Source organism: Streptomyces sp. CNH287 (genome assembly GCF_000424825.1).
Genome location: NZ_KE384252.1, coordinates 242,562 through 264,669 on the forward strand (window position 1 = coordinate 242,562; position 22,108 = coordinate 264,669).

General features: G+C 72.3%; 20 protein-coding genes and 1 pseudogene. 3 read left to right on the top strand and 18 right to left on the bottom strand.

All coding sequences use genetic code 11. The features are described from left to right. Positions 1-143 precede the first annotated feature (143 nt). The gene (locus H299_RS37815; protein ID WP_027751217.1) at positions 144-1,358 is read right to left on the bottom strand and encodes a hypothetical protein; all 1,215 of its coding nucleotides are present in this window, start codon (positions 1,356-1,358) and stop codon (positions 144-146) included. Positions 1,359-1,519: 161 nt separating this feature from the next. Here H299_RS37815 and H299_RS0128620 point away from each other — a divergent pair, with 161 nt between their 5' ends. Together H299_RS0128620 and H299_RS0128625 are read left to right on the top strand one after the other, a co-directional pair. Then, on the top strand, positions 1,520-2,425 hold the full coding sequence (locus H299_RS0128620) for a 5'-3' exonuclease (protein WP_027751218.1): 906 nt from the start codon (positions 1,520-1,522) through the stop codon (positions 2,423-2,425). Between the two features lie 75 nt (positions 2,426-2,500). After that, on the top strand, positions 2,501-3,352 hold the full coding sequence (locus H299_RS0128625; protein WP_027751219.1) for a siderophore-interacting protein: 852 nt from the start codon (positions 2,501-2,503) through the stop codon (positions 3,350-3,352). A 52-nt stretch (positions 3,353-3,404) separates the two neighbouring features. Here the strand turns inward: H299_RS0128625 and H299_RS36805 are convergent, their stop codons facing one another. The 12 genes from H299_RS36805 to H299_RS0128685 form a co-directional block, all read right to left on the bottom strand. After that, positions 3,405-4,646, bottom strand: coding sequence for a phosphatidylinositol-specific phospholipase C1-like protein (locus H299_RS36805; RefSeq protein ID WP_106965893.1), 1,242 nt, complete (start codon positions 4,644-4,646; stop codon positions 3,405-3,407). Between the two features lie 160 nt (positions 4,647-4,806). After that, the gene (locus H299_RS0128635) at positions 4,807-7,614 is read right to left on the bottom strand and encodes a DEAD/DEAH box helicase (RefSeq protein WP_027751220.1); all 2,808 of its coding nucleotides are present in this window, start codon (positions 7,612-7,614) and stop codon (positions 4,807-4,809) included. 44 nt (positions 7,615-7,658) lie between these two features. Next, the gene (locus H299_RS0128640; protein WP_027751221.1) at positions 7,659-8,552 is read right to left on the bottom strand and encodes a diacylglycerol kinase; all 894 of its coding nucleotides are present in this window, start codon (positions 8,550-8,552) and stop codon (positions 7,659-7,661) included. Positions 8,553-8,568: 16 nt separating this feature from the next. Then, positions 8,569-9,459, bottom strand: coding sequence for a twin-arginine translocase subunit TatC (gene tatC, locus H299_RS0128645; RefSeq protein ID WP_051262943.1), 891 nt, complete (start codon positions 9,457-9,459; stop codon positions 8,569-8,571). Positions 9,460-9,564: 105 nt separating this feature from the next. After that, positions 9,565-9,864 (bottom strand): Sec-independent protein translocase subunit TatA, encoded by a 300-nt coding sequence (tatA, locus tag H299_RS0128650; RefSeq protein WP_027751223.1) that lies wholly within the window; start codon positions 9,862-9,864, stop codon positions 9,565-9,567. A gap of 166 nt (positions 9,865-10,030) precedes the next feature. Next, entirely contained in the window at positions 10,031-10,222 is a 192-nt protein-coding gene (locus tag H299_RS0128655; protein WP_027751224.1) for a hypothetical protein, read from the bottom strand. Positions 10,223-10,287: 65 nt separating this feature from the next. Continuing rightward, positions 10,288-11,238: a WYL domain-containing protein gene (locus tag H299_RS0128660; protein WP_027751225.1), complete on the bottom strand. Its 951-nt coding sequence runs from the start codon at positions 11,236-11,238 to the stop codon at positions 10,288-10,290. A 54-nt stretch (positions 11,239-11,292) separates the two neighbouring features. Then, a complete protein-coding gene (locus H299_RS0128665; protein WP_027751226.1) occupies positions 11,293-12,264 on the bottom strand; it encodes a WYL domain-containing protein in 972 nt (323 codons plus the stop codon). Between the two features lie 160 nt (positions 12,265-12,424). Then, entirely contained in the window at positions 12,425-12,799 is a 375-nt protein-coding gene (locus H299_RS0128670; RefSeq protein WP_027751227.1) for an FKBP-type peptidyl-prolyl cis-trans isomerase, read from the bottom strand. 87 nt (positions 12,800-12,886) lie between these two features. After that, on the bottom strand, positions 12,887-13,882 hold the full coding sequence (locus tag H299_RS0128675; RefSeq protein WP_027751228.1) for an FKBP-type peptidyl-prolyl cis-trans isomerase: 996 nt from the start codon (positions 13,880-13,882) through the stop codon (positions 12,887-12,889). Between the two features lie 84 nt (positions 13,883-13,966). Further along, positions 13,967-15,328: a Pup--protein ligase gene (gene pafA / locus H299_RS0128680; RefSeq protein ID WP_027751229.1), complete on the bottom strand. Its 1,362-nt coding sequence runs from the start codon at positions 15,326-15,328 to the stop codon at positions 13,967-13,969. Positions 15,329-15,337: 9 nt separating this feature from the next. Continuing rightward, complete coding sequence (locus H299_RS0128685; RefSeq protein ID WP_027751230.1) at positions 15,338-16,657, bottom strand: MFS transporter; 1,320 nt, start codon at positions 16,655-16,657, stop codon at positions 15,338-15,340. A gap of 159 nt (positions 16,658-16,816) precedes the next feature. Here H299_RS0128685 and H299_RS0128690 point away from each other — a divergent pair, with 159 nt between their 5' ends. Then, the gene (locus H299_RS0128690) at positions 16,817-17,860 is read left to right on the top strand and encodes a LacI family DNA-binding transcriptional regulator (protein WP_027751231.1); all 1,044 of its coding nucleotides are present in this window, start codon (positions 16,817-16,819) and stop codon (positions 17,858-17,860) included. 143 nt (positions 17,861-18,003) lie between these two features. On the opposite strand, the gene prcA is transcribed toward H299_RS0128690, so the two are convergent. The 5 genes and pseudogenes from prcA to dop all read right to left on the bottom strand — a co-directional run bounded on the left by prcA (position 18,004) and on the right by dop (position 21,955). Further along, positions 18,004-18,786 carry a proteasome subunit alpha gene (gene prcA / locus H299_RS0128695; protein ID WP_027751232.1) on the bottom strand — a complete coding sequence of 261 codons (783 nt, stop codon included), beginning with the start codon at positions 18,784-18,786 and terminating at the stop codon, positions 18,004-18,006. A 33-nt stretch (positions 18,787-18,819) separates the two neighbouring features. After that, the gene (gene prcB, locus H299_RS0128700) at positions 18,820-19,665 is read right to left on the bottom strand and encodes a proteasome subunit beta (RefSeq protein ID WP_027751233.1); all 846 of its coding nucleotides are present in this window, start codon (positions 19,663-19,665) and stop codon (positions 18,820-18,822) included. A gap of 108 nt (positions 19,666-19,773) precedes the next feature. Next, positions 19,774-19,848: pseudogene (locus H299_RS40735) on the bottom strand (endonuclease VII domain-containing protein); the annotation flags it as partial. Between the two features lie 234 nt (positions 19,849-20,082). Next, positions 20,083-20,301 carry a ubiquitin-like protein Pup gene (locus tag H299_RS0128705; RefSeq protein WP_027751234.1) on the bottom strand — a complete coding sequence of 73 codons (219 nt, stop codon included), beginning with the start codon at positions 20,299-20,301 and terminating at the stop codon, positions 20,083-20,085. A 142-nt stretch (positions 20,302-20,443) separates the two neighbouring features. Continuing rightward, positions 20,444-21,955: a depupylase/deamidase Dop gene (gene dop, locus H299_RS0128710; RefSeq protein WP_199782517.1), complete on the bottom strand. Its 1,512-nt coding sequence runs from the start codon at positions 21,953-21,955 to the stop codon at positions 20,444-20,446. Positions 21,956-22,108 lie beyond the last annotated feature (153 nt).

The following is a 22,108-nucleotide window of genomic DNA, read 5'->3' on the forward strand; positions in this document are numbered from 1 at the left end:
ACGACGGTCCAACTCCGCGCCCAGGGGTGCGGAGTCTCAGGAGTCGAACCTGTGTCAGCCGAAGTAACCGTCGTCCTCGCACCGGGAGGTGCGTTCGTTCACACCTGTGAGGCTAGGAGCAACGACCGTGCACGTCACGCGAATTAACGCCGCCGGAAGACGCCGCGCGCGGCCGGTGCGGAGAGCGTCCACGCGCCTCGGGCCGTGATCGCCAGCAGCGTGGGCCCCGGCAGCGGGATCGCCGTGGTGCCGCTGCCCTTCCCCTCGGCCGGCTCGCCCGCGGGGCGGAAGTCGGCGTCCAGGACGCACACCCGCACCTCGCCCTTGCCCTCGTGCGAGAGCAGGGCCGGGGTGGACGGGCCCCGGTATTCCAGCACGTCGCACCCGGTGCCCCGCACCTCACGGCCGGAGAGGTCGGAGAGGTCGACCGCGCGCACGCTCCGCGGACGCTGGAGCGAGGCGCGCCAGTGGGAGGAGGTGTGCAGGTCGAGCCGGACGTGGTCGGCACCGTCGGGCGGCAGGGCGAGCCGCGCCCGCAGCGGCGCCCCGCCGCGCAGCAGTTGCTCGCCCGAGGAGCCGTCGGCCGCGTCGTACAGCTCCACGAGGCCGTCCTCGAAGACGCGCAGGACCAGCAGGACGGGCAGGTGGGGAGCGAAGCGGGGCAGTTCGATGCGGGCGGAGCCGCGGCCCTCCGCGCTGCGGGAAGACCCCTCGGGCCGGCCCCCGGCGCCTTGCGCGGCAGGGCGTGGCGCCCCGGTGCCTTGTGCGGCGGGGCGGGGCGCCCCGGTGCGCGGGCGTGGGCGCGGGGGCGGGGACGGGTGCTGGGACGGGGCCCGCGGCGGCGTGCCGTCGCCGCGCTGCGGGCGGCGCTGCCGCGGCGCACCGGCGCCGCGACCGCCGGTGGCCAGGGGCGCGTACCCGTCGGCCAGCCGTACGGCGTCCGCGGCGCACACGGCGACGGTACGGGCCACGCCCTCCGGCGGCGCCCAGCGCACGACCTGGGCGGACGGCCCGTGGCGGGGGTCGAAGTAGCAGAGGGGGTGGCGTTCGGGCAGCGGGAGGCCCGCGAGGCGCGCGTCCAGGCGGGCCAGGGAGTGGCGTCCGGCGTCCAGGGCGAGGAGGACGTCCTCCGCGTCGCTCCGGTCGCGGTCGCCCACGAACGCCTGCTTGGCCTCCTCGTAGGCGTGCAACGCCTTCTCGTAGTCGGCCAGGGTCTCCGCGTCCTGGCCGCTCGCGCCCGGCACGAAGGGGTGCTGGGCGAGCAGTTCGCCGAACGCGGTGATCTCCCGCTCGATCTCGCGAAGCTCGTCGCTCTCCCGCCGGCCCCCGCCGAAGAGCGACGCCAGAGCGTCGAACATCCGCTACCCCCACCCTGTCCGTCTGTCCGGGGCACCCGGTAGGCCCCCGCTGATGATATCCGCGGCCGGACCGCGCGACCCGCCGTACCGCACGACCTGCCGTGCCCGGGGACCCGTCACGCCCGGCCTGCGGCATCATCGGAGTCGTGACTCCACGCCTGATGCTTCTCGACACCGCGTCCCTGTACTTCCGCGCCTACTTCGGCGTGCCGGAGACGGTGCGCGCCCCCGACGGCACGCCGGTCAACGCGGTGCGCGGCCTGCTGGACTTCATCGCCCGGCTGGTCCAGGACCACCACCCCGACACGCTCGTGGCCTGCATGGACTTCGACTGGCGGCCCGCCTGGCGGGTCGAGCTGATCCCCTCCTACAAGGCGCACCGCGTCCAGGAGGAGTCCGAACGGGGCCCGGACACCGAGGAGGTGCCCGACACGCTCTCCCCGCAGGTGCCGGTGATCGACGAGGTGCTCGACGCGCTGGGCATCGCCCGGGTGGGCGCGGCCGGCTTCGAGGCCGACGACGTCATCGGGACGCTGACCGCGCGGGCGGCCGGTCCGGTGGACATCGTCACCGGCGACCGGGACCTCTTCCAGCTGGTCGACGACGCGCGCGGCGTGCGCGTGCTGTATCCGGTCAAGGGCGTGGGCAAGCTCGCCGTGTTCGACGAGGCCGCGCTGCGCGAGAAGTACGGCGTGGACGGCCCGGGCTACGCCGCTCTGGCCCTGCTGCGCGGCGACCCCAGCGACGGGCTGCCGGGCGTGCCGGGCGTCGGTGAGAAGACGGCGGCCAAGCTGCTGGCCGCCTACGGTGACCTGGCCGGCATCCTGGCGGCGGCCGAGGACCCTTCCTCGGCGGTGACCCCGGCGCAGCGCAGGCGGCTGGTGGAGGCGCGCCCGTATCTGGCGGTGGCCCCGGCGGTGGTGCGGGTCGCCGATGACGTGGCGCTGCCCGAGTTCGACCCCGCGCTGCCCGCCGCTCCCCGTGATCCGGCCGCGCTGTCCGCGCTGTCCGCCCGCTGGGGCCTGGGCGGCTCGCTCGAACGGCTGCTCGACGTCCTGGGCCCATGATCTGTTAAGTTAGGCATACCTAATTTCCGGAGGCGGCGTGCCCTCGCGTGCTCCCTCGTGTTCCCTGGAGATGCCGTGGCAGACCGTACGAGCCGTCAGCAGCCGGAACCTCACCGCGGCCGGGTGGTGCGCACCGAGCGGCTCACCCCGCACATGCTCCGCGTCGTCCTGGGCGGCGAGGGGCTGGCGCACCTCCCCCGCGAGATGCACGCCGACTCCTACCTCAAGCTGCTCTTCCCGCTGCCCGGGGTCCGCTACCCCGAGCCCTTCGACCTCGCCCGCGTCCGCGCCGAGCTGCCGCGCGACCAGTGGCCGGTGACCCGCACGTACACGGTGCGCCACTGGGACCCGCGGACCCGGGAGCTGGCCCTGGACTTCGTGATCCACGGCGACCAGGGGCTGGCGGGCCCGTGGGCGCTGGCCGCCCGGCCCGGCGACGCACTCCTGCTCCTGGGGCCCGGCGGCGCGTACACCCCCGACCCGGCGGCCGACTGGCACCTGCTGGCCGGCGACGAGAGCGCGCTGCCCGCCATCGCCGCCGCACTGGAGCGGATGCCCGCGGGCGCGCCCGTACACGCGCTGGTCGAGGTCGCCGGGCCGCAGGAGGAGCAGCTTCTCCAGGCACCGCCCGGCGTCGGCGTCCGCTGGCTGCACCGGGGCGCGGCGGCGCCCGGAACGGCGCTGGTGGCGGCCGTACGGGCGCTGGACTTCCCCGCCGGCCGCGTGCAGGCGTTCGTGCACGGCGAGGCCGGCATGGTCAAGGAGCTGCGCCGGCACCTGCGGCTGGAGCGGGAGGTCGCCCGCGAACAGCTCTCCATCTCGGGCTACTGGCGGCTGGGCCACAACGAGGACGGCTGGCAGGCGTCGAAGAAGGAGTGGAACGAGCGGGTGGAGGCGGAGCAGGAGCGGGCCCGGCAGTCGGTGTGAACGCGCACCGGACACCGGGCCCCGGCCCCCTCCTCCCGCCGCGGGCGGGGGGTCAGCCCTCCAACGGGCGCCAGGGGCACTGCCACTTGCGCACGGAGACGGGGTTGCAGCGCACCACGTCCTTGCCGCCGGGCAGCTCCGCGACGTAGTCGGAGCCGTAACGGGCGGCCAGGCCGGGCACCGGGAAGTCCGTGCTGACCATCTGGGCGCCGGACTCCAGGGCGTCCCGCAGCATCGTGGTGTCACCGCTGGACGCCTGGTCCAGCGGCACGTCGGAGCGGGTGCGGACGAAGTAGCCCCGCTCGACCAGATCCCGGATGACCGCCTTGTTCGCGCCGGTGGGGTCGTTGACCTTCATGAACGCCGAGTCGGGGCGGCCCGGTGCCTGGGAGTCGGTGAAGAGCACCCGGCCCTGGAGGCTCTCCCGGCCGCCCGCGCGGTAGGCGTCCTGGATCTTCTGGTCGGTGTTGTCCATCAGGAACATCGTCTGCCCGCGCGTCTTGGCGACCTCGGGCCAGCCGTGCCGCAGCAGGGACTGCTCCAGCGTCTCGTCCCCGCGCCGCACGTCGTCGGGGGTGACCGTGTCGCCGTCGGGGAAGACGGAGCGGATCTCCGCGTCCAGCGCGTCGAGCATCGCAGTGTCCCACGGCGGGCTCTTGGCCCCGCCCCGCTCCTCGAGCCGCGGGTCGGTCTTCTTCAGTTCCAGCAGGATCGGCACGGTGACGTGGCCCGGCTGCCGCTGTGACCACTCCTTGACCTGGGTGAGGCAGCCGCGCAGCGTCACACAGCTGCTCCGGTAGTCGAAGTCCGCCCAGTGCAGCACCTTGAAGCCGGGCTTCCCGAGGTCGGCGTCGGCGAGTGGCGGCAGACCGGCGGCCTTGCGGATGAGCGGATCGGCGTAGAGGCCGCCGTCCGGGTCCGGGAAGACGTCCAGCTCGATGCCGCGCGCCCGCTGCCGCTCGAACTGCTGCGGCAGCGACGCGTGACTGTAGAGGAGGTTGCGGAAGTTCGGGTCGTTCTGCTCCATGAACTTCTGCTCGGCGAAGGAGACTTCGCGGTGGTAGCTGTTGTGCGTGGCCATCGCCTGAATCTGGTTGAGCCGCAACTGCTGCGCGGGGTCGCGCCCATGGCGCGGCTCGGCCTGGGCGGCGGAGGAGAGAGCCGCGACGGCGGTGGCCGCCGTCACCGCGGCGAGCCAGCGCCGGAGCCGGGCGCCGCGCGGTCTGCGGGCCGCGCTGCGGCCGGAGCTGTGGTCCGAATGCCTGCCGAGGTGCCTGCTGGAGTGCCTGGGCACATCCACCTCCCGTTGGAGCGCGAACACGGTCGCGCCTCAACATGCCGCCGGACCGCCGCACAATCAACAGCGTGCGCCGGACCGGCGGTTGAACTCTGGGAGATCACCGGAACGCCGGGGGACCGCGCCGGAGCCGGAGCCACGGCCGCCCGGCCGCGCCTCAGCCCACCGAGGTGTACGCCACCACGCCGCGCCGCATCTCCTCGATCGCCCGGCGCGCGTTCTTCCCCACCGTGCCCGCCTCCGGGGCCGCCGAGGAGAGCTGGCCCAGCACGTCGATGACCTGCTTGCACCAGCGCACGAAGTCGCCCGCGGGCATGTCCGCGTCCCGCAGCACCTCGTCCAGGCCGTGGCCCTCCGCCCAGCGGTACGCCGCCCAGGCGAACCCGAGGTCCGGCTCACGCTGCCCCACGCCCTCGGCCGCCGTGATCCCGTGCCGCTCCTCCAGGGCGTCCAGCCGGCCCCAGATCCGCACCATCTCGGCCAGCGACTCCTTCGCCTGCCCGCCGGGCAGCCGGGGCGGCAGCGCGTCGTCCGAGGCACGCGCCTCGTAGACCAGCGCCGAGACGCAGCCCGCGAGCTGGGCGGGCGGCAGCCCCTCCCACACGCCGTCGCGCAGGCACTCGGAGGCCAGCAGGTCCAGCTCGCCGTAGAGGCGCGCCAGGCGCCGCCCGTCGTCCGTCACCTCGTCGCCGCGCAGGTACTCCAGCTCGGACAGCAGCGCGTAGACCCGGTCGAAGGTGCGGGCGATGGTGTTCGTACGCCCCTCGATGCGGCGCTCCAGCTGCCGCGTGTCCCGGCGCAGCCGGTGGTACCGCTCGGCCCACCGGGCGTGGTCCTCCCGCTCGGCGCAGCCGTGGCAGGGGTGCTTGCGGATCTCCGCGCGCAGCCGCGCGATCTCGGTGTCGTCGGCCGCCTCCGAACGCTGCCTGCGGTGCCGCTGCGGCTCGTGGTGGCCCGCCCTGGTGCGCAGCGCGGAGGCCAGGTCCCGGCGGGACTGCGGGCTGCGCGGGTTGAAGGACTTGGGGATGCGCATCCGGTCCAGCGGCTCGACCGGAACCGGGAAGTCCAGTGCGGCCAGCCGCTTCACCTGCCGCTGTGCGGTGAGCACCATGGGGCGCGGCCCCTCGTGCTGGTCGTAGGCGCCCCGCCGCCCCGTGCCGCGCCCGGCCTGGGTGCCCGGATCGAGCACGAGGGCAAGCCCGGCGAACTTGCCGGTGGGCACGTGGATGACATCACCGGGCTTGAGCTTCTCCAGCGCCACCGAGGCCGCCGCACGGCGCTGCGCCGCGCCCTGCTTGGCCAGCTCGGTCTCCCGGTCCTTGAGATCGCGGCGCAGCCGCGAGTACTCCTCGAAGTCCCCCAGGTGGCAGGTCATGGAAGCGCGGTAGCCCTCCAGCCCCTCCTCGTTCTTCTGCACCTGACGGGAGATGCCGACCACGGCGCGGTCCGCCTGGAACTGCGCGAACGAGGTCTCCAGCAGCTCGCGCGAGCGGTGCCGCCCGAACTGGGAGACGAGGTTGACCGCCATGTTGTACGACGGCTTGAAGGACGAGCGCAGCGGATACGTACGCGCCCCGGCCAGCCCGGCCACCGCGCCCGGGTCCATGCCGCGCTGCCACAGCACGACCGCGTGGCCCTCGATGTCGATGCCGCGCCGCCCGGCCCGCCCGGTCAGCTGGGTGAACTCGCCGGGGGTGATGTCGGCGTGCTGCTCGCCGTTCCACTTGACCAGCTTCTCCAACACCACCGAGCGCGCGGGCATGTTGATGCCCAGCGCCAGCGTCTCGGTGGCGAACACGGCCTTGACCAGACCGCGGACGAACAGCTCCTCCACGACCTCCTTGAACGTCGGCAGCATGCCCGCGTGGTGCGCGGCGATGCCCCGCTCCAGGCCCTCCAGCCACTCGAAGTAGCCCAGCACGTGCAGGTCCTGGTCAGGGATGTCGGTGGTACGCGCCTCGACGATCTCGCGCACCCGGGCGCGGTCCGCGGTGGCGTTCAGCCGCAGCCCGGCGTGCAGGCACTGCTGTACGGCGGCCTCGCAGCCGGCGCGGCTGAAGATGAAGGTGATGGCCGGCAGCAGCCCCTCGGTGTCCAGCCGGTCGATGACCTCGGCACGGCTGGGGGTCCAGATCCGGCTGCGCTGGCGCCGCTCCCGCTCGCGGTCCGCCTCGCGCTGGGGGCGGCCCCGGCGCTTGTCGCGCCCGGCGGTGGGGCGGCCGTTCTCCATCCGGAGCATCCGCACCAGGTCAGGGTTGACCTCCTTCTTGTCGCCCTTCTCCTCGAAGAGGTCGTACATCCGGCGGCCTGCCAGCACGTGCTGCCACAGCGGCACCGGGCGGTGCTCGGAGACGATCACCCGGGTGTCGCCGCGGACGGTGTCCAGCCAGTCGCCGAACTCCTCGGCGTTGGAGACCGTCGCCGAGAGTGACACCAGCGTCACCGACTCGGGCAGATGGATGATCACCTCCTCCCAGACGGCGCCGCGGAAGCGGTCGGAGAGGTAGTGCACCTCGTCCATCACGACATAGCCCAGGCCCAGCAGCGCGCGCGAGCCCGCGTAGAGCATGTTCCGCAGGACCTCGGTGGTCATCACGATCACCGGGGCGTCCGCGTTGACGCTGTTGTCGCCGGTCAGCAGGCCGACGTTGGCGGCGCCGTAGCGCGCCGAGAGGTCGTTGAACTTCTGGTTCGACAGCGCCTTGATGGGGGTGGTGTAGAAGCACTTGCGGCCCTGCGCGAGGGCGAGGTGGACGGCGAACTCGCCGACGATCGTCTTGCCGGAGCCGGTCGGCGCCGCGACCAGCACTCCCTTACCGGCTTCGAGGGCTTGGCACGCCTCGATCTGGAAGCCGTCCAGCTCGAAGTCGTACAGGTCACGGAACGGGGCGAGAGCGGTGGCGGCGTCCGCGGCGCGTTTCCGTGCCTCGGCATACCGCTCAGCTGGGGAGAGGTCGTCGGTCATCGTGTCTACGAGCGTACCGGCCGAGTGTGACAGTGCCCTGGTCTTTAACCGGCGGCGAGCACCCGCACCGCGCCCGGCACCGCCTCCGCCGTCAGCGGCAGCGGCCCCACCGGCTCACCGTCCGCGTACCCGGTCAGCCCCTCGGCCTCCAGCCGCACCTTCCGGGCCCGGTGGACGCTCACCGCCGGATGGCTCAGGTGCGCGCCCCGGTAGACGCGGGGGAAGACCCGCAGCAGCGTGGCCCGGCTGCACACCCCCACCACCGTGATGTCGAAGAGCCCGTCGTCCAGCACGGCCCCCGGGCACATCCTCAGGCCACCACCGTAGCTGGACCCGTTGCCGACGGCGACGAGTGTGGCCGCCAGCTCGCGCGGCTCCCCGTCGTCCAGTGTGAGGCGGAAGGGGATGGGCCGCGTCACGGCCAGCTCCGCGAGCATCGCCAGGTCGTACCGCAGCCGGCCGCGGGGCCAGCGCATGCGGTTGCCCCGGTCGTTGATCCGCGAGTCGAAGCCGGAGGCCAGCACGGAACCGAACCAGCGCCCGCCGACCCGGCCCAGGTCGAGGGAGCGGACCTGCCCCGCCTTGAGCGCCTCGGCGATCACCCGCCCCGCCGCGGCCGGGTCGCGCAGCGGCAGCCCCGTCGCGCGGGCGAAGTCGTTGCCCGTGCCGACGGCCACCACGCCCAGCGGCACCTGCGTACCGGCGACGGCCTGGAGTGCCAGGGAGACCATGCCGTCCCCGCCGACGGCTATCAGCGCCCCGGTGCCGCCCCGGACGGCCTCCTGGGCGCGTACGAGGGCGTCCGCCGCATCGCGGCCGACCACGGTGCGCACGGCGAACCCCGCCGCGCGCAGCGCCGCGGCTGCGGGCTGGGCGGCCCGGGCACCCCGGCCGCGGCCCGCCGTCGGGTTGACGAAGAGGGTGATCTCGCTGGTCACGCGCGGACTTTACCGGTCACGTCGCGTCGTCGAAACCCTCGCGCGGGGTGCCGTTGACCTCCGGCGAGGAGGTCGGCTTGGGGACGCCGCCCGGCGCCACCGGCTCCGGGGTGAGGTCGAGGTCGGATGCCTCGTCGTCGTCCAGCCCGGCGTTCGGGTCGTTGCGCCTGCGGCGCCGGTCGTTGAAGAGGCACACTGCCACGGCCGCGAAGTACAGCAGCACGATGGGCACGGCCAGGGCCGCCATCGTCAGCGGGTCACCGGTGGGGGTGGCGACCGCGGAGAAGACCGCGATGCCGATCACCATGAACCGCCACCAGCCCAGCAGTTGCCTGCCCCGGACGATGCCGCCGAAGTTCAGCATGACCAGCAGCAGCGGCAGCTCGAAGGCCAGCCCGAAGACGATCACGAGCCGGGTGACGATGTCGAGGAAGTCGTCCAGCGGGATGAGGTTGCCCGTGCCGTCGGGGCTGAAGTCCAGCAGCGCCTTCGCTGCGGTCGGCAGGATGATGTACGCCAGCCACGCGCCGCCGAGGAAGAGGGGGGCTCCGGCGGCGACGAACCCGCGGGCGTACTTCTTCTCCTGGCGGTGCAGACCGGGCGCCAGGAAGGCCCAGAGCTGGTAGAGCCACACCGGGGAGGCCGCGACCACGCCGGCGGTGAGGGCGACCTTGAGCATGATGGTGAAGGGGGCGACCAGACCCTGGATCGTGATCTCGGCGCAGACCTCACCGCCGGAATCCTCGCCGAAACCGTCGTCGCAGCCCACGGCATCGCGCACGGGGTCGGTGAGAAACTCGGCGATCTGCTTGTAGTAGATGATCGCGACGACGGTGACGGCGAGAATCGCCAGCACCGACTTCATCAGCCGGTTGCGCAGCTCCCGCAGATGCTCCGCGAGCGGCATCCGGCCCTCGGGATCTCTCTGCTGTTTACCCTCTTTGCGGGCGGACTTGAGCAACCCGGGTCCTCATGTCAGTCGTGCCGGCCATGGTCCGGCAGGAGTGGGGAGTCAGTTCTGGCTGTTGGGCTGCTTCGCGGGCTCGCCCGCCGGGCGGGAGCTGGTCACGTCGCCGGGGGCGGCCTGGATCGTCCTCGGAGCGGTCTGCTGGGCGTCCGCGGGCGGGCCGGCGTCCTTGTCGGCGTCGCTGTCGGCGGCGCCGTCCTTCTTCATCTGCTTGGCCTCGCTCTTGAGGATGCGGGCCGACTTACCGAGGGAGCGTGCCATGTCCGGAAGCTTCTTGGCACCGAACAGCAGCAGGATGACAAGGAGAATCAGCACGATCTCGATGGGCTTCAGATTGCCGAGCATGTGCCACTACCTTCTCGCCGGGGCGGCGTGTGTTCTTGCCTGCCGTTGGAATCGGACTGGCTTCGTCGCGCTGCCAGCGATCGTAACCCTGTGGAGTAAACGCGTGGCAATCCCTGTGCGTACTCCGGATTGACGGTCGCCGCGGCGGCGACGCAGCAGGGTAAGCCTACCGCTCAAAGGTACGAGCACAGGAGACCGTGGCACGCTCGAGATCCTCAGCGGCCCGCGCGATGCGCTCCGAGCCGTCCCCCACCGCGCGCGAGAACCGCCGGACCTCCAGTGCCACGCGCACCGCGAGCAGGCTCAGAAGGGCGATCCCGCAGAAGGCGAGCACGAGGAAGAACATCGGCCAGAGCATGCCCCGAGCCTAACGAGCGCGGACGGAGCCGCCGCACCCGGCCACCGCGCGGCTCACCCGCCGGTTCACTCCCCGTACCCCGCCAGTGCACGCTTCGCCGCGTCCCGGGCACTGTCGGCCAGCTCACGCGGGGCGGTGATCCGGCCGTCCGGGCCCAGCCGCAGTGCGAGCCGCCGCAGCGAGGCCGGGTCGGGGGTGCGCAGGGTGATCCGCAGGCCGCCGTCCGGAAGTTCCTCGGCGCTGTCGTGCGGGTAGTACTCGGCCACCCAGCGCCCGCCGGGCGCCACCTCGACCACCACCTCCGGGTCCTCGGCCGCGGGCTGCACCAGCCCCTCGGACAGATCACGCAGCTCCACCGGCGGCGGGTCGGAGGGCTCGTCCAGCAGCCGGATCTCGGCCACCCGGTCCAGCCGGAACGTACGCCGGGCCTCCGACAGGCGGCACCACGCCTCGACGTAGGTGTGGCCGACCGCGAAGAGCCGGATCGGATCGATCTCCCGCTCGGTGAGCTCGTCCCGCGCCGGCGAGTAGTAGCGCACCCACAGCCTGCGCCGCTCCGCTATGGCCCGGTCCACATCCGCGAAGACCCCGCCCTCCGACTCGAAGGTCACCGACAGCCTGGCGGAGGCGCCCGCCGTCTCCCCCGCCGCCGCCTCCAGCTTGGCCGTCGCCCGCAGCAGCGCGTCCCGGTCGCCCTCGCGCAGCCCCGGCAGCGTGGCCACCGCGCGGGCCGCCACCAGCAGGGCGGTCGCCTCGTCGGCGGCGATGCGCAGCGGCGCCGCGAGGTCGTCGGCGTTGCGCCACCAGATGTGCTCACCGTCGGTGTCGATCTCCAGCAGGTCGCCCCCGCGGAAGCTCGTACCGCACAGCGGCAGCACGTCGAGGTCGGAGATCAGCTCGTCGACGGTGATGCCGAAGGCCCGCGCCACCTCGTCCACGCGGGCGCCGGGGCGGTCCCGCAGGTAGGTGACCAGCGACAGCATCCTGCGGGTCTGGTCGATCGCGTTCGACGCCATGGCTTGCGCTCCCCTTGCCCCTCTACCCGTACCGTTTTGCTCGGCTCGCGCCGCTCAGCCCTTGGCCACGGCGCGCAGCCGGTCCACCACGTCGGCCCGCAGCTCGGCGGGCTCCAGCACCACCAGGTCCGGGCCGAACTCGACCAGCCAGGCGTCCAGCCCGTGCCCGTAGGGGATCTCCAGCTCGTCCCACCCGTCCTCCCGCTCGCAGACCTCGCTCGCCCGCGCCCGCAGCGGATATCCGGCGCCCCGGCGCAGCCGGATGCGCGCGGTGCGGGAGGCGCTCTCCCCCGCCCAGCGCTCCACCGTCTCGCGCACCCTGACCTGGTCGGGCACGACGGCGGTGAAGGCCGCCGCGCGCGAGCGGACCGGGCCGGTGATGCGGGAGAGCCGGAAGACGCGCTCCGCCTGCCGGTCGCGGTCGAAGCCCGCCAGATACCACTGGCCACGCCAGCACTCCAGCGTCCACGGCTCCACCTGGCGGCGCTCGGGGCGGGCGGCGGTGGACTTGCGGTAGTCGAAGACGACCACCCGGCGGTCGCGGCAGGCGAGCATCAGCGGCTCGAACGCGGCCTCGCGGGCGGGGATGTACGGTTCCAGGCTGCTGTGCGGATGCAGCTGCCCGTACGACTCCTCCTCGTCCGCCTGCGGCATCCCGCCGGCGGCCCGCAGCTTGTGCAGGGCGCCGCTGGCGGCGCCGGCCAGCCGCGCCTGCTGCCAGACGCGCGCGGCCAGGCCGAGCGCGGTGGCCTCGGCGGCGTCCAGCGTGATGGGCGGCAGGCTGTTGCTGTCCCGGCGCGCGAGGTAGCCGGCGTCGCCGTCGAGGTTGTCCACCGCGTCGATGACCAGGCCGAGTTCGCGCAGGTCGTCCTTGTCCCGCTCGAACATCCGGTTGAAGGACTCGTCGCTGCCCGCTTCGAGATAGGCCTCGATGGAGGCGCGCAGCTCGTGCTTGGTGAGCGGGCGCCGGGCTCCCAGCAGGCACAGCGCCAGATTCATCAGCCGCTCGGCCTTGGCAATCGCCATGGACCCCTTGCCTCTCTCGTTCCGCTCCCGGGTGCTGACCGTACCGCTCGGTGCACACAGCGCAAAGCCGGGGCCCCTGCCGTACGCGGATCGCGTACGGCAGGGGCCCGGCGGGGCGCTCCGGCGGCCGGCGCCGGTGCGGCGCCCCCGGCCGCGTGCGTCAGACGGAGACCAGGTCGCAGACGAAGATCAGCGTCTCGTTGGGCTTGATCCGGCCGCCACCCGCACCCTGCTCGCCGTAGGCGAGGTGGGACGGGATGGTCAGCCGACGGCGCCCGCCCACCTTCATGCCCTGCACGCCCTGGTCCCAGCCGGCGATGACCTGCCCGGCGCCGAGCTGGAACTGAAGCGGATTGCCGCGGTTCCAGCTCGCGTCGAACTCCTCACCGGTGGAGAAAGAGACGCCCACGTAGTGCACGGAGACCTGGTCTCCGGCCTTGGCCACAGGCCCGTCGCCCTCCCAGAGGTCCTTGATCTCCAGGCTGGCCGGCGGCTCGCCCTCGGGGAAGTCGACCTCGGGCTTCTCGATGCTCACGAAATTGCTCCTACGAAAGGAATCTGCTGGACAGCTCACCAGTCTGTCACGCCGGGTGACCTGGCGCGCGCCCGATTGACGCCGGGCTCAGTTCACGCTGAGCACGTCCACGCTGAAGACGATGCCCGACTTGAACTGCGGCCGCTGCTCCTTGGGGAACCTGTTCTCGGGCACCGAGATCACCACACGGCTGCCGGCCTTCTTGCCCTCCAGGCCCTGCTTCCAGCCGGGGATCTGGGCGACCGGGAACTCCTGCGGGCCGCCCTGCTGCCAGGTGTCCGCGAAGTCCTTGCCGTCCCACAGCTTGGCGCTGAAGTTGGCCAGGACGGTGCTCTTCGCGTCGACCTCCTTGCCGTCGCCCTCGATGATCGTCTCGCTCATGATCCTGCCGGGCGCCTTGGCGCCCTTCTTGATCTCGATCTCCGGCGCCTTGTCCTCGATCTTGGTGCCGACCTTGGGCAGGTCCGCGTTCTGCTCGCCCTCCACGGGCTGCCCGTCGATCTTGCTCGGCATGGTCTTCTTCAGGTCCACGACGAAGACGAGAGTGGAGTTCTGAGGGATCTGCGGCGGCTTGCCCTGGGCGCCGTAGCCCTTCTCCGGCGGGATGACCATCTGGACGCGGCTGCCGAGCCGCTTGCCGACCAGCGCCTCGTCCCAGCCCTTGATGACGCTGCCGGTGCCGACCTCGAAACTGGCCGGGGTCCGGCCCTCCTGCCACGTGCTGTCGAAGACCTTGCCGTTCCACAGCTGACCCACATAGGCGGCGTTGAGGACCTCGCCCTTCTTGACCTTCTCGCCCTTGCCCTCCTTGAGGACCTTGACCTTGAGCTCCTTGGGCGGGGTGCCCTCGCCCTTCTCGATCTTGGGCTTCCCGTCCTCGGCCGTGACAGCGGGCACAGCGGCGGCCTTGGGCTTCTCCCCAGCGGCCTTGGGCTTCTCCCCAGCGGCCTTGGGCTTCTCCGTAGCCGCCTTGGGCTTCTCCTCGGCGTCGGAGTCGTCGCTGCCGCACGCGGCGACGGAGGCGATGATCAGGGGGACGGACAACAGCGCGGCGAATCGCCGGGCCGTGGTGGAGAGAGTCATGTGTCAACTCGCGAGGTAGGGGGTGTCGCCTTTCCTGTCAGCCTACGGCCCCGTGCGACTACCCCTACCCCGCCCGACACGGAATCACATTCCCGCGATCAGCTTTTCCACTCGCTCGTCCACGGACCGGAAGGGGTCCTTGCACAGCACGGTGCGCTGTGCCTGGTCGTTCAGCTTCAGATGCACCCAGTCCACGGTGAAATCGCGGCGCTGCTCCTGCGCCCGCCGGATGAAATCGCCGCGCAGCCGGGCCCGCGTGGTCTGCGGAGGCACCGACTTGCCTTCGAAGATCTTCAGGTCATTGCAGATCCGGGCTGCCTGCCCCTTCCGCTCCAGCAGGTAGTAGAGCCCGCGACGGCGGTGGATGTCGTGGTAGGCGAGATCTATCTGCGCGATTCGCGGATGCGACATCGTGAGGTTGTTCTTTTCCCGGTAGCGCTCGATGAGCTGGTGTTTCATCACCCAGTCGATCTCGGTGCCCACCTTGCCCAGCTCCTGGGTGCGCACCGCCTCCAGGGTGCGGCCCCACAGCTCGAGGACCTGCTCGACCGTGCCCGTGCGGATTCCGCGCCGCTCGCAGAAGTCCACCGCCTTGTCGTAGTACTCCTGCTGCACCTCGAGGGCGGACGCCTCCCGGCCGCTGGCCAGGCGCACCTTGCGCTGGCCCGTGATGTCGTGACTCACCTCACGGATGGCCCGGATCGGGTTCTCCAGGGTGAGGTCGCGCATCACCGTGCCCGCCTCGATCATGCGCAGCACCAGGTCGGTGGCGCCGACCTTGAGCAGCATCGTGGTCTCGGACATGTTCGAATCGCCGACGATGACGTGCAGGCGGCGATAGCGCTCGGCGTCGGCGTGCGGCTCGTCCCTCGTATTGATGATGGGCCGGGAGCGGGTCGTGGCGGAACTGACCCCTTCCCAGATGTGCTCGGCGCGCTGACTGACGCAGAACACCGCGCCGCGCGGAGTCTGGAGCACCTTGCCCGCTCCGCAGATCAGCTGACGGGTGACGAGGAAGGGAATGAGGACGTCCGCGAGGCGCGAGAACTCCCCGTGCCGGGCCACGAGGTAATTCTCGTGGCAGCCGTAGGAGTTGCCGGCCGAGTCGGTGTTGTTCTTGAACAGATAGACGTCGCCCGCGATTCCTTCCTCGTGCAGGCGGCGCTCGGCGTCGACGAGCAGACCCTCCAGGATGCGCTCGCCCGCCTTGTCGTGGGTTACCAGCTCGGTCACGCTGTCGCACTCGGGGGTCGCGTATTCGGGGTGCGAGCCCACATCCAGGTACAGGCGGGCTCCGTTCCGCAGAAAGACGTTGCTGCTGCGGCCCCATGACACGACACGGCGGAAGAGGTACCGCGCCACCTCGTCAGGGGACAGCCGCCGCTGCCCCCGGAACGTACATGTGACGCCGTACTCGTTCTCCAGCCCGAAGATTCGGCGGTCCATGACTGAACATTACGCCTGATGACGGGTTCTGAAACCGGGTTCGGCGGCACCGTTGCGATCATTTTCGGCGGCCGGGCCGGACTCCGGGACCGGGCCCGGCACCGGGCCCGGCGGGGACGCGGCGACCGGGACCGCCGCCCCTCCCGAACGCACCGCGGGGGCGTCGAGCACCCGGCGGGTGGCCAGCAGGACCCCCAGCGCGGCGGCGCCGCCCGCGCCCGCCACCGCGAAGCCCGCCGACGCGCCGCCCCATTCGATCACCGGGCCGACCGCACCCGTGCCCAGGGCGGCGCCGACACCGAAGGTCGTCACCAGCCAGGAGAACGCCTCGGTGACGGTGCCCCTCGGTGCGTGCCGGTCGACCACCACGAACGCGCAGGCGAGTGCCGGGGCCAGGAACACGCCCGCGACGCCGGCCAGCACCGTCATCGCGGCCACCCCCGGCACCAGCGGCAGCGGCAGGTAGCCAATCGCGAGCGCGGCCACCAGCAGCCGCAGCCTGCGCTCCGGCCTGCCCGGCCACAGCCGCGCACCGTAGAGCAGGCCGCCCAGCAGGGCGCCCGCGCCGAGCCCCGAGAGGAGGTAGCTGGAGATCAGGCTGTCGCCGTGGTCGTCCGCGTAGGCGACGGCGGAGACGGCGATGGTGCCCAGGGCCAGACCGACGAAGAAGAACGCGCCGAGCAGCGCGAGCAGGCCGGGCGCGCGGAGTGCGCCCAGCCAGTGCGCCTCGCGGGGCGCCGAACGCCACTGCCGGGAGGGCGGCGAGGCCGCCACCCACAGGGCGCCCAGCACGCCGAGCACGTTGATCACCAGCAGTGCCGCCCCCTCGTCCCACAGGGCGACGAGCAGGGTCACCAGCAGCGGGCCGAGCGCGAACATCAGTTCCTGCGCCACCGCGTCCAGCGCGTAGGCGGCGTGCACCCGCTCCTCGCGGCCGAGCACGCTCGGCCACAGCGCCCGGAGCCCGCCCTCCAGCGGCGGCGTGAACAGCCCGGCGACGAAGACCAGGGCGCACGCGAGCGGCAGCGAGTCCGTACCCGTGAGGGCGAACACGCCCATGCCGAGCGCGGAGAGCGCCGCGGCGGGCACCATCACCCGGGGCTGGCCCAGCAGGTCCACGGCTCGTCCCAGCGCCGGCTGGCCGACCGCGGTGGCCGCGCCGTAGACGGCGGAGAGCACGCCCGCGAGCGTGTAACTCCCGCCCTCGGCACGGACGAAGAGCACGATGGCCAGCGCCGCCGTGGCGTTCGGCAGCCGGCCGATGAGCGTGCCCGCCAGCAGTCGCGCCGCGTGCTTGGCGCGCAGCAGCTCCGCGTAGCCGGTCGCCATCCCAGGGCTCCTCTCCGCCCGGCGCACCGGGAGATCCACGGCAGCACCGCCCGGCCCGATGGTCACCGGGAGTGACGAATCCGCGAAGGTGTTACGTATAATGTTGGTCTCCATACGTACCATGGCGGCTGACCGAGGTCCAGTGACAAGGAGCGGCCCGTGCCCCGTGCGACAGCCGACGGCCCCGCCGTCCCGCCCGGCGGCGCCCGGCCCACCAGCCGTGACGTCGCCCGGCACGCCGGTGTCTCCCAGGCGACGGTGTCCCTCGTCCTGGCCGAGAAGTGGCACGGCCGGGTCTCCGCCGTCCGGGCGGAGACCGTACGGGCCGCCGCGCGCGAGCTGGGCTACCGGCCGAACCTGGCCGCCCGCAGCCTGCGGCTGGGCCGCACCCGCACCGCGCTGCTGGTCGTCCCCGTGATCACCGGCGACTTCTTCGCCCATGTGCACACCGGAGCCGCCCGGGTGGCCGCGGAGCACGACTTCGGCATCGTGCTCTACCCCTCGCCCGAGGGGATCGGCCCGGCGCCCGATCCGTTCGACTCCGCGCGCTCCGCGCTGGACGGCGTGATCGCCTCCTCCATGGCGCCCGAGGCCCTCGCGGCGCTGCGCGGTGACAGCCTTCCGCTGGTCATGCTGGACAGCGATCCGCAGGGCACGCAGGCCACCGCCACCGTCAACCTGGACATCGCCGACGGCATGCGCGGGATCACCCGGCACCTGCTGGGCCTGGGCCATCGCCGGCTGGCGCATCTGACCGCCGCCGTCGACTCGTGGACCTTCGCCGTCCGGGCGCGGGCGCTCGCGGAGGCACTCGCGGGCACCGGCGGCGCCCTCGTGGACACGGAACCGGCCGCGCTCAGCGTCCGCGACGGGCTGCGGGCGGCGACCAGGGTGCTCGCCGCGCGGAACCCGCCCACGGCGCTCGTCTGCGACGACGACCTGCTGGCGGCGGGCGCCTGCAAGGCGGCGCGGCGGCTGGGGCTGCGCGTGCCCGGCGACGTCTCGGTCACCGGCTTCGACGACCTGGACCTGGCCACCGCGCTGGAGCCGGAACTGACCACCGTACGGCTGCCCGCCCAGGACGTGGGCGCGGCGGGCATGCGCGCCCTCCTGGACGTCCTGGCGGGCCGCACGCCGAAGCCGGAGGTGCTGCCGGTCTCCCTGGTGGTCCGCGGGTCCACCGGGCCTCCTGCGGCCCGCTGACGGGCGGCGCCCGCCCGGCCCCGGGCACGGCCGTGCCCCACCGCGGGGCGCGCGGCGGGGCACAGGATACGGCGGAGGCGGAGGCTGGGCTGTCCGCCCGCGGCCCGTGCGGCGTGTGCGGAGCGGCGACCGCCCCGCACCCGTCACTTCGTGTCGTCGGAGCCCGCCGCCTCGCCGGAGCCGGACTCCCCGTCCGCCTCACCCTCCTCGTCCGCGGGGGCGGGCGCGCCCTCCTCCAGCAGGCCGGCGAGCTGGCGGCCCAGCACCCGCTTGAACTTACGCTGCTGCGGTCTGGCGCGGTCCAGCACGGCCACCTCGAGCTGCTCGGCGGTCAGGCTGCGGTCGGCGCCGTTGCTGTCCCGGGTGAGCGACTCCACCGCGAGGTTCAGCGCCTCGGCGAGCGACATGCCGTCCCGGTGCCGCTGGTCGAGGTAGGTGCCGATCTGGTCGGAGTTCCCGCCGACCGCCACCGAGCCGTGCTCGTCGACGATGGAGCCGTCGTGCGGCAGGCGGTAGATCTGGTCGTCCTCCGGCGCCGGGCCGACCTCGGCGACGATCAGCTCGACCTCGTAGGGCTTCTCCGCGTTGGCCGAGAAGATCGTGCCCAGGGTCTGGGCGTAGACGTTGGCCAGGCCGCGCGCCGTCACGTCCTGCCGGTCGTAGGTGTAGCCGCGCAGGTCGGCGTAGCGCACCCCGCCGATCCGGAGGTTCTCGAACTCGTTGTACTTGCCGACCGCCGCGAAGGCGATCCGGTCGTAGATCTCGCTGACCTTGTGCAGCGCCCTGGAGGGGTTCTCCGCGACGAACACGATGCCGTCGGCGTACTGCAGCACGACCACGCTGCGCCCGCGCGCGATGCCCTTGCGGGCGTACTCCGCGCGATCTGCCATGGCCTGCTGGGGTGAGACATAGAACGGCGTCGACACCGGCAATCGTCCCTTCCTGCTTCTCGACGGCTACTAGACGACCGGGGCCTGCGGCCCGTTGGGGTGCTGGAGACGCCCCTCGTGCACGGCACGCGCGATCTCGGAGACCTCGTCCTCGGTGAGCTTCCGGAAGCCCTCCGCGGTGATGATGGTGACGGTCGGATAGATCCGCCGGACCAAGTCCGGCCCGCCCGTCGCCGAGTCGTCGTCCGCCGCGTCGTAGAGCGCCTGGACGGCGACGGTGACCGCCTGCTGCTCCGTCAGCCCTTCGCGGAACAGCTTCTTGAGCGCGCCGCGCGCGAAGACGGAGCCCGATCCGACGGCGGTGAAGCCGACTTCCTCGGCACGCCCGCCGGTGATGTCGTACAGGAAGATCCGGCCCTTCCCGCGATCCACGTCGTACCCGGCGAACAGCGGCACCACGGCCAGGCCCTGGAGAGCCATGCCCAGGTTGCCGCGGATCATGGTGGAGAGCCGGTTGGCCTTGCCCTCCAGCGACAGCTGCGAGCCCTCGACCTTCTCGAAGTGCTCCAGCTCCAGCTGGAAGAGCTTCACCATCTCCACCGCGAGCCCGGCGGTACCGGCGATACCGACCGCCGAGTACTCGTCGGCGGGGAAGACCTTCTCCATGTCGCGCTGCGCGATGACGTTGCCCATGGTGGCCCGCCGGTCACCGGCCATGATCACGCCGCCGTCGAACGACGCCGCCACGATCGTGGTGCCGTGCGGCGCCTCGATCGCCCCCTGCACGGGCGGCAGCGTCCTGCTGCCCGGCAGCTGCTCCGGCGCGTGCACGGACAGGAAGTCCATGAAGGAGGACGAGCCGGGCGTCAGGAAGGCAGCAGGTAGACGCCCGGTGCTACGAGTTTCGGCTTCCACACGTTTCCTTCCACGTAGGAGATGGCCCGCCGCATCGCCTCGGGCCGGTCCTTGAATTGGCCCCAGTGCGGCATTGCAGCTGAAGCACAGCACGCCCCGGACCCTACCCGGCGCGTGGTCGTGATCCACATGGATTGCGGGAGCGGAGAGGCGAACGGGGCAGACGCCCAGCCGGCTCGCCACGAGATCGCCCCGCGCCGCTTCCGCCAGGCCCTGCTTCCGGGGAGGCAGGCGGTCCGGTCCCGTCCGGCCCGCGGAGGCGTCCGGACCCGGACCGCCTGCCTCCCCTGCTTGCTGACGCTCTCGGCAACAGCCTGGAGCCCGTCACGCGCTCCTGTGCCGCGCCCGAAGGCGTCGCACCGCGATGTCCGCTGCCACGGGAGCACACCTCCCTCGGCACCATCCGGACATTTACTGCTATTCTCCGCCCTTCTGTACGAACGACCTCACGAAATCCTCGGCATTCTCTTCGAGGACGTCGTCGATCTCGTCCAGGACGGAGTCCACGTCTTCCGACAGGGCCTCCTGGCGCTCCTTGAGGTCCTCGGACGCCTGTGTCTCCTCGGCCTGCTCCTCGGTCTCCTCGGTCTGACGCGTCGCCTTCTGCTGTCCGCCGCCGGTGTCCTTGGTCGCCATTTCCCTCACCCCGCTCGGTTCGGTGTACGCGAGACCTACAAGATCAGACCCTACAATCCGGGACTGACATCGGCCCTTCACTTCGCTCAACGTCCGGAAGTCCCCACGATGATTCCCGGATCGCGCCCGACTTAGCCGCTTCTCAGCCGCCGGACAGCAACCGCACCAGATCCTCCGCGGAACGGCAGCGGTCCAGCAGCTCCTTGACGTGGTTCCGGGTCCCGCGCAGCGGCTCCAGCGTGGGGACCCGTTGCAGTGAGTCACGGCCGGGCAGGTCGAAGATGACCGAATCCCAGGAGGCCGCGGCGACGTCGTCCGCGTACTGCTCGAGGCAGCGCCCGCGGAAGTAGGCCCGCGTGTCCTCGGGCGGCTTGCCGACCGCCCTGAGCACGTCTTCCTCGTCCAGCAGCCGCCGCATCTTCCCGCGCGCCGCCAGACGGTTGTACAGGCCCTTCTCCGGGCGCACGTCGGCGTACTGGAGGTCCACCAGGTGCAGCCTGGGCGCGTCCCACTCCAGGCGGTCCCGGCGGCGGTAGCCCTCCATCAGCTCCCGCTTGGCGACCCAGTCCAGCTCCCCCGACAGGCTCATCGGGTCGTGCTCGAGGCGCACCAGCACGTCCTCCCAGCGGGCCAGCACGTCCTTGGTCTGCTCGTCGGCGTCGGCGCCCCAGCGGTCCTCGACGTACTTGCGGGCCAGCTCGAAGTACTCCATCTGGAGCTGTACGGCGGTCAGGGTACGGCCGCCACGCAGCGTGACGAGCCGGCGCAGCGAGGGATCGTGCGAGATGTCGTGCAGAGTCCGCACCGGCTGGTCCACCGCGAGGTCGACGGCGATGAAGCCGTCCTCGATCATGGAGAGCACCAGGGCGGTCGTGCCCAGCTTGAGATAGGTCGAGATCTCGGAGAGGTTCGCGTCGCCGATGATCACATGCAGGCGACGGTACTTCTCGGCGTCCGCGTGCGGCTCGTCGCGGGTGTTGATCAGGGGCCGCTTGAGCGTGGTCTCCAGCCCGACCTCGACCTCGAAGTAGTCGGCGCGCTGGCTGATCTGGAAGCCGTGCTCGCCGCCGTCCTGGCCCAGCCCCACCCGGCCGGCCCCGCACACGACCTGCCGGGAGACGAAGAACGGTGTCAGGTGGCGCACGATGTCCGAGAACGGGGTCTCCCGCTTCATCAGGTAGTTCTCGTGCGTGCCGTAGGAGGCGCCCTTGTTGTCGGTGTTGTTCTTGTAGAGGTGGATGGGCTGGGAGCCGGGGACCTCGGCGGCGCGCTGCGCGGCCTCCGCCATGATCCGCTCACCGGCCTTGTCCCAGAGCACGGCGTCCAGCGGGTTGGTGACCTCGGGCGAGCTGTACTCGGGGTGGGCGTGATCCACGTACAGCCGCGCGCCGTTGGTGAGGATGACGTTGGCCAGGCCGATGTCCTCGTCGGTCAGCTGGCTGGCGTCGGCGGCCTCCCGGGCGAGATCGAAGCCCCGGGCGTCCCGCAGCGGGTTCTCCTCCTCGAAGTCCCAGCGCGCGCGGCGCGCCCGGTGCATCGCCGCCGCGTAGGCGTTGACGATCTGGGACGAGGTGAGCATGGCATTGGCGTTGGGGTGGCCGGGGACGGAGATGCCGTACTCCGTCTCGATGCCCATTACTCGCCGTACGGTCATGCGGCCCTCCTTGCCCGGCGGCGGCCCGCGGTAGGGCCCCCGCTCACGTCCCGCTGCGCATCCGGCCCGGCCGCGGTCCCCGGACCCGCACTGCGCGAGGCGGTGGTACGGCAGAGCCTAGAACGCGCGGCCCCGGGTGGGGACATCACTGCG